A 14,642-nucleotide genomic window follows, 5' to 3' on the forward strand; every position below is an offset into this window, starting at 1 on the left:
GACCGTCCGCCGGCATGGGCGTGTCGGGTTCAGGCCACCTGTGCCGAGCGCCGGGTGAGCGGTGGTCGCAGGCCGAGGTGCTCGCGCAGCGTGGTGCCTGCGTACTCGGTCCGATAGGCGCCGCGCTCCTGGAGCGCAGGTACGAGCTTGTCGACTATGTCGTCCAGCCCCCCGGGCACGATCCAGGGGGTGATGTTGAAGCCGTCCGATGCGCCGTATCGCACCCATCGGGCGAGCTCGTCGGCGATGGCCTGTGGGGTGCCGACGAAGCCACGCTCGCGCTCCTGGGCGATCACCAGCTCCCGGATCGTGAGGTTCTCGGTCTCGGCACGCGCTCGCCACCGTGCTGCGACGGCGCGCGGATCCAGACCGCGACGGGGCGCACCCCGCGTCTCACCCACCTTGTCGATCACTGGATCATGCTGGGGTAGAGGGCCTTCGGGGTCGTATCGGGAGAGGTCCTCGCCCCAGATCTGACCGAGTAGCGACAGCGCCGTCGCGGGCGTCACCTGCTGCTCCTTCACCCAGCGGGCCTTCTCGATCGCGTCGGCGGGTGTGTCGCCGAGGACGAACTGCGTGCCGGGCAGGATCTTGAGATCGTCGGCAGGCCGTCCGGCCGCGACGGTGCGTGCCCGGACGTCGTCGGCGAAGGCGAGCGCATCGTCGAAATCGGTGCCATGAGCGGAGAAGACCACCTCGGCGTGGTGTGCTGCGAAGTCGCGGCCCGACGGGGAGTCGCCGGCCTGGAACAGCACGGGATGCTCTTGGGGGCTGCGCGGCACTGTGGGGACGACGGTGACGTCGAGGGTCGGTCCGCCCGTGCGCACCGCGGCGACGGGCTCCGCGGGCGAAGACGGCGACCCGTCCCAGATGGCCTGCGCCGCCGCGACGAAGTCGGCGGCGCGGCGGTAGCGATCGGAGTGGTCGAGCCAGCCTCCGCGGCGGAAGTTGGCCCCCGTCCACGCGTTGTCGGTGGTGACGATGTTCCACGCCGCGCGGCCGCCGGAGATCACGTCCAGGCTCGCCAGGCGTCGGGCCAGATCCGCCGGATCGTTGTACGTGACGTTCTGTGTCGCCGCGAGACCGATGCGGTCCGTGACGGCGGCGAGTGCTGCGAGCTGGGTGATCGCATCGGGGCGGCCGACCACGTCCAAGTCGTGGATACGCCCGAGTTGTTCGCGCAACCGAAGCCCTTCCCCCAGGAAGAACGCATCGAAGAGCCCGCGTTCGGCGGTCTGTGCAACCTTCTGGAAGGTCTGGAAATCGATCTGCGAGCCGCTTGCCGGGTCGGTCCACACCGTCGTGTGGTTGACGCCCTGTAGGAACACACCGAAGTGCACCTGCGCGTCGGGGCGGGATACGTCTCGTCGGTCATCGGATGCTCCCGGATGTGGCATAGCGATTGGTGGGTCTCGCGAGGCCGAGGGTGTCGCGCAAGGTGGCTCCTGGGCGCGGCGTCGCGGTCCGGCGTTCGACGCGCAGGGGCGGCAGGACATCGCGGACGAGCAGCGGGACATCGGCGGCCGGATCGGCAGGTACGAGCCGGACACCGTCGACCTGTCCGTGCAACCTGCGCAGCTGATCGGTGAGCGTCGCCGCGGAGCCGTGGCCGGCGAGTGCGAAGGGGAGATCGACGAAGACCTTCGGACCGGCCGCGGACCGACTCTGAGCGGCGTCCGGCGCGACCAGCACGATGTCGATCAGGTCATTCGGCACGGTACCGTGGCGGGCCACTACGACAGGTCGCCCTTGCGGGCCGCGGGGCACGATGAGCGGACCTTTCACGCTGAAGCCCGGGCGACCGTCGGGTGTGCTTTCGAAGTCGACGTAGTGCAGCCGCTCGCGGTCGATATATCTGCCGGAGGCGGTGTCCCGGACGACGGCGTCGTCCTCCCACGAGTCCCAGAGCCGCTGGGCGACCTCCACCACGTCGGCGATCTCAGCGGTCAGCGCGGCGCCGTCAGCCGGGACCGGTCGGTCCAGTGCGGCGGCGGCGTCCGGTACCGAGACCGAGCCGACGAGCCATCCCGCGCGGCCCTCGGTCGCGTGGTCGAGCGCTGCAAGCTGGCTGGCGAGGTGGAAGGGCTCCGTCGTCGCCGGGTGGGCGAGAGGGACGATCCCGAGACGCGACGTCGTGCGAGCGAGGAATGCCGCGCGTACGACGGCGTCGAGCCGCACGGCCGGGCCGGCGGGCGCCGGCGTGAGCGAGTCGTCGATGGTCACGAATGTGAATCCAGCGTTCTCGGCTACGGCACCCACTGCCCGGACACCAGCACCGGATTGCGCACCGGCGCCGTCGATCTCGAGAGCGAGGTGAAGGGGTCTGGTCATGGCTTGGCGGATTCCTTCGTGTCGTCGATGAGCCCGGCGGCCCGCCGTTCGTCCTCGACCGTCCAGAGGGTTGTGGTCAGTTCCTGTCGAACCAGGGGAACCACTTCCTCAGCGAATTGTGTGAGGACCTCGTGCTGCTGCTGGTACGGCAGCACCGGATTGAGCGAGACCGATTGCAGGTCATGGCCGTACGCCGCGTGGTAGTCGATGATCTTCTCAGCCACCCGTTCCGACGAACCCACCAGTGCGGGACCTCGTTCCACTGCGTCCTCGATGGTCTCGAACATGTTGATCTTCCCGATCCGGGTCTCGCCGGCGAACTTCTCACGGTCACGCGCCGCGAATCCGTCATACACGGGCCGGTACTCGGCGATCGCGCGGTCGGTCGTGTCGGCGAGAAAGAGTCCGCCCGACCCCGAACCGACGTAGGCGGCGGCTGGGTCGTGCCCGTACTCGGCGTACTTGTCGCGATAGCGGTCGATGAGCACCTTGTAGTTCTCGCGCGGCTGCAGGGCGTTCGCCGTGATGATCGGATCGCCGAACCGGGCGGCGAGATCCACGGCGGTCGTCGACGTGGCCGAACCGTGCCACACGCGGAACGGACCGGCGAACGGCCGCGGCGCGGTGGTGACGGCGGCGAGCGGCGTGTGATGAGCGCCCCGCCAGGTCACGTCCTCCTCGCGCAGTAGGCGCCGAAGCAGCTCGTAGTTCTCTATCAGGTACTCGTACTGGTGTTCCAGGCTGCGCCCGAACATGGGGAAGTGCCTGTCCTCGTTGCCCTTCCCGATGACGATCTCGAGCCGGCCTCCGGACAACTGGTCGACGGTCGCGTAGTCCTCGGCTACGCGGACGGGGTCGAGGAGGCTCAGCACGGTCACCCCGGTCGAAAGCAGGATGCGCTCGGTCGCCTGGGCGAGCGCGCCGAGGAGGACGGTCGGGGCCGAAGACAGGAACTCGCCCGCATGCCGCTCACCTACGGCGTACGAGTCGATCCCGAGATGCTCGGCTAGGACCGCGTTCTCGACCACCCGTTGGAGGCGCGTGTGCGGGCTGAGGATCTCGCCGGTCACGGGATGCGGTGCGTGCGGGACGATATCGAGAACCTGGAAGCGCATGACCTTCGATCCATGGGGAAGTGGGCGGCAGCCCGAGGGTGAGCCGCCGGGCCGGTGACCTGCCGTCAAGTTAATCGAACGGACGGGCACCCGCGGGTTTGCGATCACCATGAACGAATAACGGGCGGTGGGGAATACCGTGTAGCCCATACGAATGCGTGGTGCGGCAGGAATCGCGATGCGTGCAACCCTGCCGCGGCCGGGGCGGTCGTTCTAGCTTGGCTTCTGTGAGTTCTGCGTGGGAGCGGCGGGAAGATCGACGGAAGTTGAAGACGGTCACCGGGGTCAGCGGCGGACAGGACGTCTACCGACACGCGATCGATCCCGAGCGATCCACGCTCGCGACTGCTCTCGAGACGGCGCGGATCGCCGAGGACCTGCGACTCGACGCGCTGTTCGCCGCCGACCTGCTCAGCTTCGGCGCTCAGGGAGCGATCGGCGCGCAGGAGCCCATCGTGTTCCTCGCGGCTTTGGCCAGCGTCACCGAACACGTGGGGCTGATCGCGACGGTGACGACGACCTTCCACCACCCGTACAACCTGGCCCGGCTGTTCGGCACGCTCGACCATGTCAGCAACGGCCGCGCCGCGTGGAACGCGGTGACGTCGTCGCTCGGCGAGGAGAACTACGGCGACACGGAACTCCCGCCGCCCGGCCGGCGGTACGCCCGCGCGGCCGAGGTACTCGAGGTGACGAACGCGCTGTTCGACTCCTGGCAGCCCGACGCGCTCACCGCCGGTGAGGACGGTTCCGTGGTGCTCGATCCCGAGCTCGTGCGCCGCATCGACCACCGGGGCGAGTTCTTCAGCGTCGCAGGTCCGCTCAACATCCCGCGGCTGCCGCAGCGGCGGCCGGTGCAGTTCCAGGCCGGGCAGTCGGCGGGCGGGATCGAGTTGGGGGCGCGATTCGCGGAGGTGGTCTTCACGTCGCTGGCGACGTTGGAAGACGCTGTGACGTACGCGAAGACGATTCGCACCCGCGCGCGCCAGTTGGGCCGGGATCCCGCACTGCCGCTGATCTTCAGCTCCCTGCACGCGACGTACGGGGCCACTGAGGAGGAGGCATTGCGGGCCGTACGCGAACGCGCCGAGTCCCTCGACTTCGAGGAGGGACGCCGGAGGCTGGAGGACATGCTCGGCGGTGGTGTCGATCTGTCGGACGTCGCCCTGGACTCGCCGCTTCCGGCGCATCTGATCCCCGATGCGTCATCGGTCAACCGGAGGCAGGGGAGAGTCGAGATCTTCGCGCGGCAGGCGGCCACGGGGAAGACGGTGCGCGAGCTGATCGTCGCGGCGCAGGACACCGGGCACTGGGCCGCAGCGGGGACACCGGAGCAGATCGCCGACGCGATCGAGGAGCGCTATCGCGCAGGAGTTCTCGACGTGGTGTCGTTCGGCGGTCTGACGGATGCTCGAACCTACGAGTTCGTGGCCGACGGTGTGCTGCCGCTGCTGCGGCGCCGCGGCGTTGTGGGGGAGGACTACGTGGGTCGTACGTTCCGGGAGAATCTCGAGCTGCCGGCGCTACCTGTGCAGGCTTAGCGTGCGCCTGCTCCGGCAGGCGCACGAGTCTGCGCCGGGCGAGGTGTTCCGAGCCCGCCGATACCGCTCAGTACGTCGAACGCGACCTCTCCGGTCTGCCACAGGGCCGTGATCGCCCCGTCGACGGCGGGATGGGAGCCGGGCTGCTGCAGCGCGAGCCCGTTGGCGAACGTCAGGGTGTTGTACCCGTCATCAGCGGCACGGAGCATCAGATTGGACGCGACCCCGGCGCCGACGACACGGTCGATGCCCCGCCCGAAGAAGTAGAACTGCCACAGTCCCCACAGGTCTCCGCCGTAGATCCGCTTGGTTCGCTCCGGGATCACGTTGCCGTTGCGGGCGATGTTGTCCACGATCCGGTAGAAGTCGTGGGCGTCCTCGGGTCTGCTTCGGGCCGCGGCCACGGTATACGCGAGGTCGGCGGTGATGTGCGCGTTGTATCCGGCCATCGCCACGCGGGCGGGGGGAAGGTTGCAGTGCGTCGCGAGCGTGAAGTAGTGAGCCCACCACTGCGGCAGGGGGCCGCCGGTCCACTGGGCGTGGACGGCGTCGAGCCACCTGGACACCAGGTCGATCGAGAGTGTCTTCGCATAACGCGGGCTCCGGAGACTGCTCTCGTCGCGCTGCACCGGGCTGACGGCGTCCTTTATCACCCCGTCCAGTCCGACTGCGAACAGGCCGCGCCAGTCGCGATGTGCGGCAAGGATGTCGGCGATATCGCGTTGCCGTGCGGTCAGGTCGTCGAGCGTCGCGAACGTAGGGCTCGACGAGGTTCCGTGCAGGTTCGAAAATTTGGCGATCCGCGCGTTCTCGGCCGCCGACAGGGGTGTGCCACAGTACTTCGACGGTGCCGCATGAGTGGGAGGCGCCGCGCCGGTGGCCACGACGATTCCGATGGTGAGAGCGATGAGACCGCAGCGAGCCGACCGTATACGCACGGCGACACAGTAGCGGCTCGGAGGCCGACGGCGCTCCGGATCGAACGGACCACGGCGTCCGGTATGGCTACTAGCCTGTGCCCGGCCTGCTGCGATGGGTCGCGTTGAAACGCGCCTTCTTCTCGCGGTTTCCGCACGTGTTCATCTCGCACCACCTGCGGGTGCGACTGCGACTGGTGTCGAAGAAGGCGGCCCGGCAGGTCGTCGAGGCACACAGCGCCAATCTGCCGTCGCGTCCGCCTCCGATGATGCTGATGGCATCGGAGGCGATGACGCCGAGCGCGTCCTCGACGGGGGAGTGCGGGCTCAGGCTCCAGTGCCGCTGACCTGCTGGGGTCAGCACGGCGGAGGCACATCCACGAATGCTGCATTCGTTGATCACCCGGATCGCTGCTTCGGGAAGAGATGCGTCGACAGCCGCCGCCGTCGCGGCGGCATGAATGGCTTCCCTCAGCTCTCGGGCCGACTCCAGCTGGGCGGTGCTGCACGAAGGGACTTCCAGCCCGTTCACCGCCAGCCAGTCGACGAGTCGGCCCGGCGTGGGAATGCGCTCCACCGGTTCGCCGTGACGCTCGCTCAGGGTCCCGGTGAAGCTGGTGGCCAGCACGGTACCGAGGCGGAATTCAGGAGGCTCGGCCGACATGGAACCACCATAGCTGGTTGCCCCGGAGGTGTCTTCATGTTAGAACCGTCATAGGAGGTTCTAACAGTCCCAGCTCGCCCAACAGGAGGTGCCATGTCCGATTCGACCGCAGGCGTGTATCCGTTCGAGAGACGCGCGAGCGCCGCCGACCTCGACGACTTGCGCGTGCGATTGGCCGCGGCAAGGTTGCCCGAGGCCGAGACGGTCTTCCGTCCGGCGCCGGACGGTCGCCGTTGGGATCAGGGCGTTCCGCTGGCGGATCTAGTCGCGGTGGTGGACTACTGGCGTACCCGTTACGACTGGCGGTCGTTCGAGGCGCGGCTCGATCGGGTCGGTCAATTCCGCACAGTGATCGATGACCTGGGGATCCACTTCTTGCATCGCCGATCGTCGCGTGCGGACGCGACACCCCTGATCCTGACGCACGGATGGCCGGGTAGCGTCGTCGAGTTCGTCGACGTGGTCGACCGACTGGCGGATCCGAGCGACACGGATAGGCCCGCCTTCCATGTGGTGGTCCCGTCGTTGCCGGGCTTCGGCTACAGCGACAGGCCGACAGTCACCGGGTGGGGAACCGAGAAGATCGCGGCCGCGTGGGTCGAGCTCATGGGAAGGCTCGGCTACCGCAGATTCCTGGCCTACGGCGGCGACTGGGGAGGGAACATCACGACAGTCCTGGGTGGTAGGTTTCCGGCGCACGTTCTGGGTATCCACACGACATTCGCCGAAGGCCCGCCCGACTCTTCGATCGAGGAGCTGACCGCGGCCGAGCGCAGTTGGGCCGAGGAGACGCGCCACTTCTGGCGGCACCGTGCCGCGTACGCGAAGCAGCAGGCGACCCGTCCTCAGACCATCGGATACTCGCTGGTCGACTCGCCGGTGGGGCTCCTCGCCTGGATCCTCGACAAGTTCGCCGAATGGTCGGATACCGAAGACAGCCCGTTCGAAGCGATACCGATAGATCGGGTACTAGATGACGTCACCCTGTACTGGCTCACCCGAACCGGAGCTTCATCGGCCCGGATCTACTACGAGAGTCACAATTCCCTGGATCCGTCGCTTCGTGTCGACGTGCCGGCTGCGATAACGATGTATCCGCGCGACGTCGAGAAATGCCCACGCGCATGGGCAGAGCGACGGTACAGGCGGATCGTGCGGTGGACTGAGCCCGAGCGCGGTGGCCACTTCCCGCCGCTGGAGGTACCCGATTACTTCGTCAGGGACCTGCAGGACGGCCTTGCCGCCGTACTGGCTGCCTCGGCATGAGGGCGTGAATGGTGCTGCCCGTGAGCCCGACTCGCGCTGAGCACGAGCCGAGAACGCCTCGACCGTGTCGGTAGGGCGCGCGCCGGAGCGATGTCAGATGGTGCCCGAGCACTGGTCGCGCAGTGACACGAGTCCGTGCCGACCTTTCACCGTTGCGCGCGCCGTCACCGATATCCTGCCGATACCGGTCCTGACACCCGCGATCGTGAACTGGTGTGCCACGTTTCCGCGGCCAGTCGCCCGTCCGTGCGCGCCCGTGGAGCTGTTGCTCCAGTCGACGGTGGCGAAGACGGTGCCCGACGACGCGGCTGGGCCCTTACCCTGCGCCTGCACCGCGAAATTGGCAGTCGAGGGGATGTCGGGTGACGTGAATCCGGCGTAGAGGGCCAGGTGTGCGGACCGGCAGACCAACGACGATGCACCACCGGTCGGGGGGAGCCCCGCTGGTTCGGCCGCGGCCAGGTCTGCAGCAAGATGCATCGGCGTGTGGTGGGGCGTCGCAATGGGGAGCGACAGCGCCACCGGGAGGGCGACGAGCGCTACGACGCCGCCACCGATCACGCCCGCGCGTTGCCTACGCTGGGGCGCGGGCTCGGTTCCGCGATCATGGTCGCTCGGCGTCATGACGTCCTCCCTTCGCTATCGATCATCCGGGCAGAACAGCGGATCGCCAATGCGATCCGCCCAGAACTTTCCAGAATCGTCCGATAACGGTCACGGTTGGTGTCGAACGTGACCCGCCACATGTACCGACACGACCGGAGTCGGACATAGGACTCGGGGAGTCGTGTCGCGAGGGATAGTGCTGTGAGGCGACGTAGGAGGTCACGCATGGATGCAAGGAAGTACGAGTCGATTCGGGTCGAGACCGAGGCCCGCGTGACGACCGTGGTGATGAACCGGCCCGAGCGGCGCAACGCGGTCGATGGCGTGATGGCGACGGAGCTCGCCTCCGCCTTCCGAACCTTCGACTCCGACGATGGTGCAGATATCGCGGTCCTGTGGGGTGCAGGCGGAAACTTCTGCGCGGGAGCTGATCTCAAGTCGGTCGGTACCGAGCGGTCCAACACCGTATCGCCCGAGGGTGACGGGCCCATGGGGCCGACACGGCGACGGACCGCCAAGCCCGTGATCGCCGCCGTCGAGGGCTACGCGGTGGCGGGCGGCCTGGAACTCGCCCTGTGGTGCGACCTGCGCGTCGCCGCCGCGGACGCGACGTTCGGTGTCTTCTGCCGACGTTGGGGAGTCCCATTGATCGATGGCGGCACGGTGCGGCTTCCGCGGCTGATAGGGATGAGCCGCGCGATGGATATGATACTCACGGGGAGGCCTGTATCCGCCTCGGAAGCAATGGATTTCGGTTTGGTCAATCGCGTGGTCGAGCCCGGAAGCGCGCTGGCGGGGGCGACCGAGCTGGCGCGCTTCGTCGCCGGGTTCCCTCAGACGTGTATGCGTAACGACCGCCGCTCCGTCTATGAGCAGGCCGGGCGCACCGAGGCCGACGCGATGGCCTTCGAACTCGGGGTAGGGCTCGAGTCCCTGCGGGTCGACGGGCGATTCGGCGCCGGCCGGTTCGCGGACGGTGCCGGTCGGCACGGGCGGTTCCATTAGGGTTGCTCGCCGTCCGCCCGCCCGCTCGCGCCTGGGCGACGATGCCGGGCGGGTCCGCCTATGTCGCTTCCCGGCGGCAGGTGCCGGAGAGCAGTGCGTCACCGGCTTCTCGAAGATGGTCGAAGACCCACAGGGGCCGGTGGCCGTCCATCAGGCGGAGCAGTCGATCCACCTTGCGGTTCGATACCACGGTGCATCCCAACTCCTGGGCGAAAGCGGTCTGGGGGAGGCCGACCACCACCCGCAGGCCGCACGTGCCGATGAAGTGCAGCTCGGAGAGGTCGATGACCACATCCCTTCGTTGCTCGAACAGCGTCTGCGCACGTCGAGTGACCTCGTTCAGGTTCGATGCATCGATGTATCCCGAGACCGACAGCACCGTCGGCGGCCGATGATGGGGATCGGACGGCTCGACCTCGCGCGCTGTGGCGGTGAACTCGTGTTGGTGTGACGTGAAGATCGCTGAACTCATAGCGGTCGACTCCCATGAAATCTCAGTGCCTGCGGCGCGGGGAGCGTTGACGGGCACCGACCGCGCGCCGGTACGAAGGGCTGCGAAGTTCAACCATCGAAAGCATAAGCAGTGCGCGGGAAAGCATCAACGTTTCGGCTATTCCCGCGGCCGGCCTTACATCGACGCCGCCGGAAACCGGGCCGCGCTATGGGGATGTCAGATGCCCTGGAGCTCACCGCTGGCGACGAGCTCCTCGGCGATCTGATGCAGCTTCACGTTCCTGTGCTGAGATGCCGTGACGAGAAGGTTGAAGGCTTGTTGGGCCGTGATCTTGTAGCGTTCCATCAAGATGCCCTTCGCCTGTCCGATGACGTCGCGGTTGGTCAAGGCGACCGTCAGGTTGGCTTCGGTTCGGGCGGCTGCCAGCGCGACCGCTGCGTGGGAGGCCAGGAGCAGGCCGATGTTCTCGTCGTCGGAGTCGAACGCATGCGGGGACTCGGCGTAGAGGTTCAGCGCGCCGAAGTTCTTCTCCTCGACGAAGAGTTGGAACGACAGAACCGAGTGCACGCCGATGCCTACGACTGCTTCGGCGAACTTCGGCCAGCGCTGATCGGCGCTCAGGTCGTCGACGCGCATCGTGGCGTGCTCGCGGCCTGTGCTGACGCAGGGCCCTTGCCGCGTCTCCAGTTGTACGGTATCGATCCGTGACACCAGGTCCGACGTCGCGGCCGGTGTGACGATGCTGTCGTGACCGGTAAGAGTGATTCCCGCATGTTCGGCACTGGGGATCTCCTCGACGGCGGCTCTGACGATGTGATGCAGCAGCGCTTCGGTATCCGGTTCGGCCTGCAGGGTGCGTGCCAACTCGCTGAGCTGGCGGGACAAGCCTGGAGCAGCACGTTCGCCCGCGCTGTCTCTTCCCTGTGTCACCCCGACCTCGGTCGGTGCCTGGTCTTCTGTCATCGCGCGAACCCCCTGGGACCTGTGCCGGGTGCTGGCAGACATCGGTGTGGACGGATCCAGAATACGGCGACTCGGCGTCGGGGACCGATCAGCAGCAGGCAGGGTCCAATACCTTGCAGATGGCCTTGCCGTGCGCGCGAGAGGGCTCTCGATCGCCAGGCTATCGGCGGACGCCCGTCTCGATGATGGTGGTCGCGGCGGCGACCAACGATTCTGGGGTGACGCTGCCGGGGCGCATGGCGTCGGTGCGCAAGGCGACCAAGAGCATGCCGTTGAGCATGCCCCACAGGGCGGTGGCGGCGGATTCGGGATGCAGGTCGGCGGCGAGCACGCCGGCGTCGATGCCCTCTCGTAGCAGGCCGGTCAGTCGCTGGTGCTGTTCGGTGGCCAGCGCCGCGATCTTCTCGATGGATTCGGGATCCTCGGGCGGGTTCGCGAAGATCTTGAAGGCCTGTGGTCGGTCGAAGGCCAGTCGGATGTAGGTCTCACCGACCCGGCGGAGGCGCTCGTCCACTGAGTCGTTGCCGTCGTAGGCCGTCTGCATGAACTCGCGGGTTTGCTCGAGCGCCCGCTCGGCGACGGCCAGCAATAGCGCTTGTCGCCCGCCGACACGGTTGTAGACCGTCTGCAGCGACACATCGGCCCGCTGGGCGACGACGTCGGCGGTGACGGCCTGAGCCCCACCTTCGAAAAGCAAGGTCTCGGCAGTGTCGACCAGCCGGGACCGCATCTCGGTGACGCGACGCTGCATCCGCGTGGGCACCTCGGAAGTCTCGGATTTCGACTGCAGAGCCATGCATTGACTGTAACTCAATCCAGCGTTAGAGTCGACTCAAATATTAGAGTTCAATCCAACTTCGGAAGGTTGGCCATGACCACGCGCACCACCATCGACTTCCTCTCCGGCGGCGAACGCTGCACCGGATGGCTGTACCTCCCCGACGGCAAGACTGCGAACACTAAGACTGCGCCGCCGGTGATCGTGATGGGTCACGGCTTGGGCAGCGTGCGGACCATGCGCCTGGACGCCTACGCTGAGCGGTTCGCCGCCGCCGGGTACGCGTGCCTGCTGTTCGACTACCGCCATTTCGGCGATAGCGAGGGGCATCCTCGCCAGCTTCTCGACATCACCAAGCAGCGTCAGGACTTCGCGGCAGCACTCGCCTACGCCCGTACACTTCCGTCCGTCGAGGGTGATCGGATCATCGTGTGGGGAACGTCCTTCGGTGGTGGACATGCCATCGCGACTGCCGCCGACGACGGCCACGTCAGCGCTGTGATCGCGCAGTGCCCCTTCACCGACGGCGTGGCCTCCGCCCGCGCGATAGCGCCGTGGACGTCGATCCGATTGACCGCGCTGGCCATCGTCGATCAGATCCGCGGCGCCCTGGGTGCCGCGCCACTGCTGGTGCCCACCGCCGGTGCGCCGGGCACGGTCGCGCTGATGACCGCCCCGGACGCCGAAGCGGGTTACCTGAACCTGGTACCCGCCGACGGTGCCGGTGGCTTCGAAAACCAGGCGGCAGCGCGGATCTCACTGCACCTGGTGCGCGACTTTCCCGGCCGTCGCGCAGCCGACATCACCGCCCCGATCCTGTTCGCGATCTGTGACGCCGACTCCGTCGCGCCGGCCGGCCCCACCCTGAAGTACGCCCGCACGGCGCCCGCCGGCGAGATCAAGCTCTACCCCGAAGGCCACTTCGACATCTACGTCGGCGAACCGTTCGAGCGCGTCATCACCGATCAGCTCGACTTCCTGTCCCGAACCGTCTCCGTCAGCTGAACGGCTCGTCGGCACCCACACATCCATCATCCCGAGGAGAATCGACCATGACCGCCCGCAGCCTACTGACCCGACTACTGTTCCCCGCCAACGCACCCGACCCGAACCGCCCCACACCGCGTCAGATCGACGGCGTCACCGTCTTCCTGCGCCTTCAGCTACAACCGCATCGCACTGCCACCGACGTGCGTCACGTCGTCGCCCCACTGCTGGCTCCCGATTCGACATCTCTCGCCACTCTCGGGGCCTCCCAGGTGTACCTCTATAGCGATGCCACCCACCGCGGCCTGGAACTGGCGCCGTTCATCCTCGGACGAACACACACCGCACTGACCGTGATCAGCAAGATCGCCGGAAGGCCAACGCCGCCGAAGTTCAGCACCCACGTTGCGCCGGCCCCGGCGGCGATGCTCGAGATTCAATTCGACGCACCCCTGACTGACGCGCAACACGCCGCGGTCGACGAGATCCGGGCCGCCCTCGCACCGCTGGCAAGCAACCTCAGCAGCGACGAATGCGATCGCCGCTACATCGTCGTGGACAGCCGGGCCAGCCGCCCCGCCGCGGTGTTCTTGACCGTGCTGACCCGAGTGCCCTGGAACCGCACCCTCGACCAGGCTCAGCACTACTGGATCAACAATCACGCCGCGCTCGTGCACGACAACCTCTCCCGCACCAACATTGTTGGATACATCCAAGCGCACACCACCACCGACCCGAACAGCAAATACGACAACGAGTTCGGTGGCGTCGCCCCTATCGAGTTCGATAGTTTCGCCGACTACCAGCGCCAAGGCCGACGTCCAGCGTCCATGGGGTTCAACAACACCCTGTGCCTCGACGAAATGAACCTCACCATCGACTCTGAGATCTATCTCTTTCACCGCACCGCGCTGCTGCCCGAAACCGCCGACTAAGAAACCATTTCAATAGCCCACGCGACCACACGAGGAGGATCACATGCGGATACTGATGCCGCTACCCGACAACGATTTCGACGTCACCGAAGTAGCAGTGCCATGGCGCCTCATCACCGACGCCGGACACCACGTCGTCTTCGCCACCGAGCAGGCCGGGGTCGTGCCACAGGCTGATCCACGCCTCCTGAGCGGCGTGCTGTTCGGGCGACTCGGCGCCGAGCCCGAACCGAAACGGTTCTACCGGGAACTCACCGAATCCCCCGAGTTCCACGCCACGAGGTCCTGGTCCGAACTCGATGTCACCCAGTTCGACGGGCTGATCCTCCCGGGCGGCCACGCGCCGGGAATGCGACAGTACCTCGGCTCAACATCGTTGCAGCGACAGGTCGCGCGATTCTGGAGCCTGAACAGGCCGGTCGGCGCAATCTGCCACGGCGTCCTGGTGCTCGCTCGCACCCAAGACGCGACCACCAACGCCAGCGTGCTGGCGGCCCGCAATACCACGTGCCTACCGAAATACATGGAACGCAGCGCGTACTTCATCACAGCCTGGCGACTGGGCCGGTACTACCGCACCTATCCCGCTTACGTGGAAGACGAAGTCCAGGCGGCGCTCACCGACCCGAAGACACAGTTCCGACAAGGTCCACGCGAACCCGGCAAGCGTGGAACGGCCACCGATCACACCCACGCCTTCACCGTGACCGACGGAAACTACCTCTCCGCCCGCTGGCCCGGAGACGCATACCTATTCGGCGAGCGCTTCCTGGAACTCCTCAACGCACCTCGCTGATCGGCAGAGCGGAGCATCGTCATCGGCGCCGGGGGAGTTCGGGTTGACCGCGGCGATCCGGGCGCGCCGTGACCGGCCTGTCCGGCTCAGGTCGACGACGTTCGGCGCCTACCGCGGCCTTGCGCTGCGTGCGTTCGTCGGCGGCGGTGACCGTGGTGAGGTCGGCCGGCGAGTAGGAGAAGATGTCGCACACTGCAGCCGTAGAAACCTATCGTGTGCGTCTGGGGGATCAGGCAGCCAGTGCAACCGTGACAGTACATATGTCATAATGTAGATTATCGGCT

Annotated in this window: 15 protein-coding genes; 6 read left to right on the forward strand and 9 right to left on the reverse strand. The window is 67.0% G+C overall.

Annotated features, from left to right (window positions below):
• Positions 1–29: 29 nt before the first annotated feature.
• Genes P0W64_RS17410 through P0W64_RS17420 form a run of 3 tightly spaced genes read right to left on the reverse strand, consistent with a single transcriptional unit; the run spans position 30 to position 3,446 of the window.
• Complete coding sequence (locus P0W64_RS17410) at positions 30–1,397, reverse strand: NtaA/DmoA family FMN-dependent monooxygenase (protein ID WP_275481427.1); 1,368 nt, start codon at positions 1,395–1,397, stop codon at positions 30–32.
• Positions 1,372–2,331 (reverse strand): LLM class flavin-dependent oxidoreductase, encoded by a 960-nt coding sequence (locus P0W64_RS17415; RefSeq protein WP_275481428.1) that lies wholly within the window; start codon positions 2,329–2,331, stop codon positions 1,372–1,374. Before P0W64_RS17415 ends, P0W64_RS17410 begins: the two co-directional genes overlap by 26 nt.
• Entirely contained in the window at positions 2,328–3,446 is a 1,119-nt protein-coding gene (locus P0W64_RS17420) for an LLM class flavin-dependent oxidoreductase (RefSeq protein WP_275481429.1), read from the reverse strand. Before P0W64_RS17420 ends, P0W64_RS17415 begins: the two co-directional genes overlap by 4 nt.
• Before the next feature lie 227 nt (positions 3,447–3,673).
• On the opposite strand from P0W64_RS17420, the gene P0W64_RS17425 reads away from it, so the two are divergent.
• Positions 3,674–4,987 (forward strand): NtaA/DmoA family FMN-dependent monooxygenase, encoded by a 1,314-nt coding sequence (locus tag P0W64_RS17425; protein ID WP_275481430.1) that lies wholly within the window; start codon positions 3,674–3,676, stop codon positions 4,985–4,987.
• Here P0W64_RS17425 and P0W64_RS17430 read toward each other — a convergent pair.
• A complete protein-coding gene (locus P0W64_RS17430) occupies positions 4,984–5,925 on the reverse strand; it encodes a DUF5995 family protein (RefSeq protein ID WP_275481431.1) in 942 nt (313 codons plus the stop codon). The two genes, P0W64_RS17425 and P0W64_RS17430, sit on opposite strands and share 4 nt — an antisense overlap.
• A gap of 70 nt (positions 5,926–5,995) precedes the next feature.
• On the reverse strand, positions 5,996–6,568 hold the full coding sequence (locus tag P0W64_RS17435) for a CGNR zinc finger domain-containing protein (protein WP_275481432.1): 573 nt from the start codon (positions 6,566–6,568) through the stop codon (positions 5,996–5,998).
• Positions 6,569–6,661: 93 nt separating this feature from the next.
• Here P0W64_RS17435 and P0W64_RS17440 point away from each other — a divergent pair, with 93 nt between their 5' ends.
• Positions 6,662–7,834, forward strand: coding sequence for an epoxide hydrolase family protein (locus tag P0W64_RS17440; protein WP_275481433.1), 1,173 nt, complete (start codon positions 6,662–6,664; stop codon positions 7,832–7,834).
• 93 nt (positions 7,835–7,927) lie between these two features.
• On the opposite strand, the gene P0W64_RS17445 is transcribed toward P0W64_RS17440, so the two are convergent.
• Complete coding sequence (locus P0W64_RS17445) at positions 7,928–8,458, reverse strand: hypothetical protein (protein ID WP_275481434.1); 531 nt, start codon at positions 8,456–8,458, stop codon at positions 7,928–7,930.
• Between the two features lie 207 nt (positions 8,459–8,665).
• Here P0W64_RS17445 and P0W64_RS17450 point away from each other — a divergent pair, with 207 nt between their 5' ends.
• The gene (locus tag P0W64_RS17450; protein ID WP_275481435.1) at positions 8,666–9,445 is read left to right on the forward strand and encodes a crotonase/enoyl-CoA hydratase family protein; all 780 of its coding nucleotides are present in this window, start codon (positions 8,666–8,668) and stop codon (positions 9,443–9,445) included.
• Between the two features lie 58 nt (positions 9,446–9,503).
• On the opposite strand, the gene P0W64_RS17455 is transcribed toward P0W64_RS17450, so the two are convergent.
• From P0W64_RS17455 to P0W64_RS17465, 3 genes are all read right to left on the reverse strand, one after another.
• Positions 9,504–9,917 carry an STAS domain-containing protein gene (locus P0W64_RS17455; protein ID WP_275481436.1) on the reverse strand — a complete coding sequence of 138 codons (414 nt, stop codon included), beginning with the start codon at positions 9,915–9,917 and terminating at the stop codon, positions 9,504–9,506.
• Between the two features lie 198 nt (positions 9,918–10,115).
• Entirely contained in the window at positions 10,116–10,862 is a 747-nt protein-coding gene (locus P0W64_RS17460; protein WP_275481437.1) for a GAF and ANTAR domain-containing protein, read from the reverse strand.
• Positions 10,863–11,022: 160 nt separating this feature from the next.
• The gene (locus P0W64_RS17465) at positions 11,023–11,658 is read right to left on the reverse strand and encodes a TetR family transcriptional regulator (protein WP_275481438.1); all 636 of its coding nucleotides are present in this window, start codon (positions 11,656–11,658) and stop codon (positions 11,023–11,025) included.
• 75 nt (positions 11,659–11,733) lie between these two features.
• Between P0W64_RS17465 and P0W64_RS17470 the strand changes: the two genes are divergently transcribed.
• From P0W64_RS17470 to P0W64_RS17480, 3 genes are read left to right on the forward strand one after another with little or no spacing between them, the layout of a single operon-like run.
• Positions 11,734–12,645 carry an alpha/beta fold hydrolase gene (locus tag P0W64_RS17470; RefSeq protein ID WP_275481439.1) on the forward strand — a complete coding sequence of 304 codons (912 nt, stop codon included), beginning with the start codon at positions 11,734–11,736 and terminating at the stop codon, positions 12,643–12,645.
• A gap of 47 nt (positions 12,646–12,692) precedes the next feature.
• Positions 12,693–13,562, forward strand: coding sequence for a hypothetical protein (locus P0W64_RS17475; RefSeq protein ID WP_275481440.1), 870 nt, complete (start codon positions 12,693–12,695; stop codon positions 13,560–13,562).
• Between the two features lie 43 nt (positions 13,563–13,605).
• Positions 13,606–14,358 carry a type 1 glutamine amidotransferase domain-containing protein gene (locus tag P0W64_RS17480; protein WP_275481441.1) on the forward strand — a complete coding sequence of 251 codons (753 nt, stop codon included), beginning with the start codon at positions 13,606–13,608 and terminating at the stop codon, positions 14,356–14,358.
• Positions 14,359–14,642: the final 284 nt, after the last annotated feature.

The organism is Tsukamurella sp. 8F (genome assembly GCF_029167375.1).
GTDB lineage: Bacteria > Actinomycetota > Actinomycetes > Mycobacteriales > Mycobacteriaceae > Tsukamurella.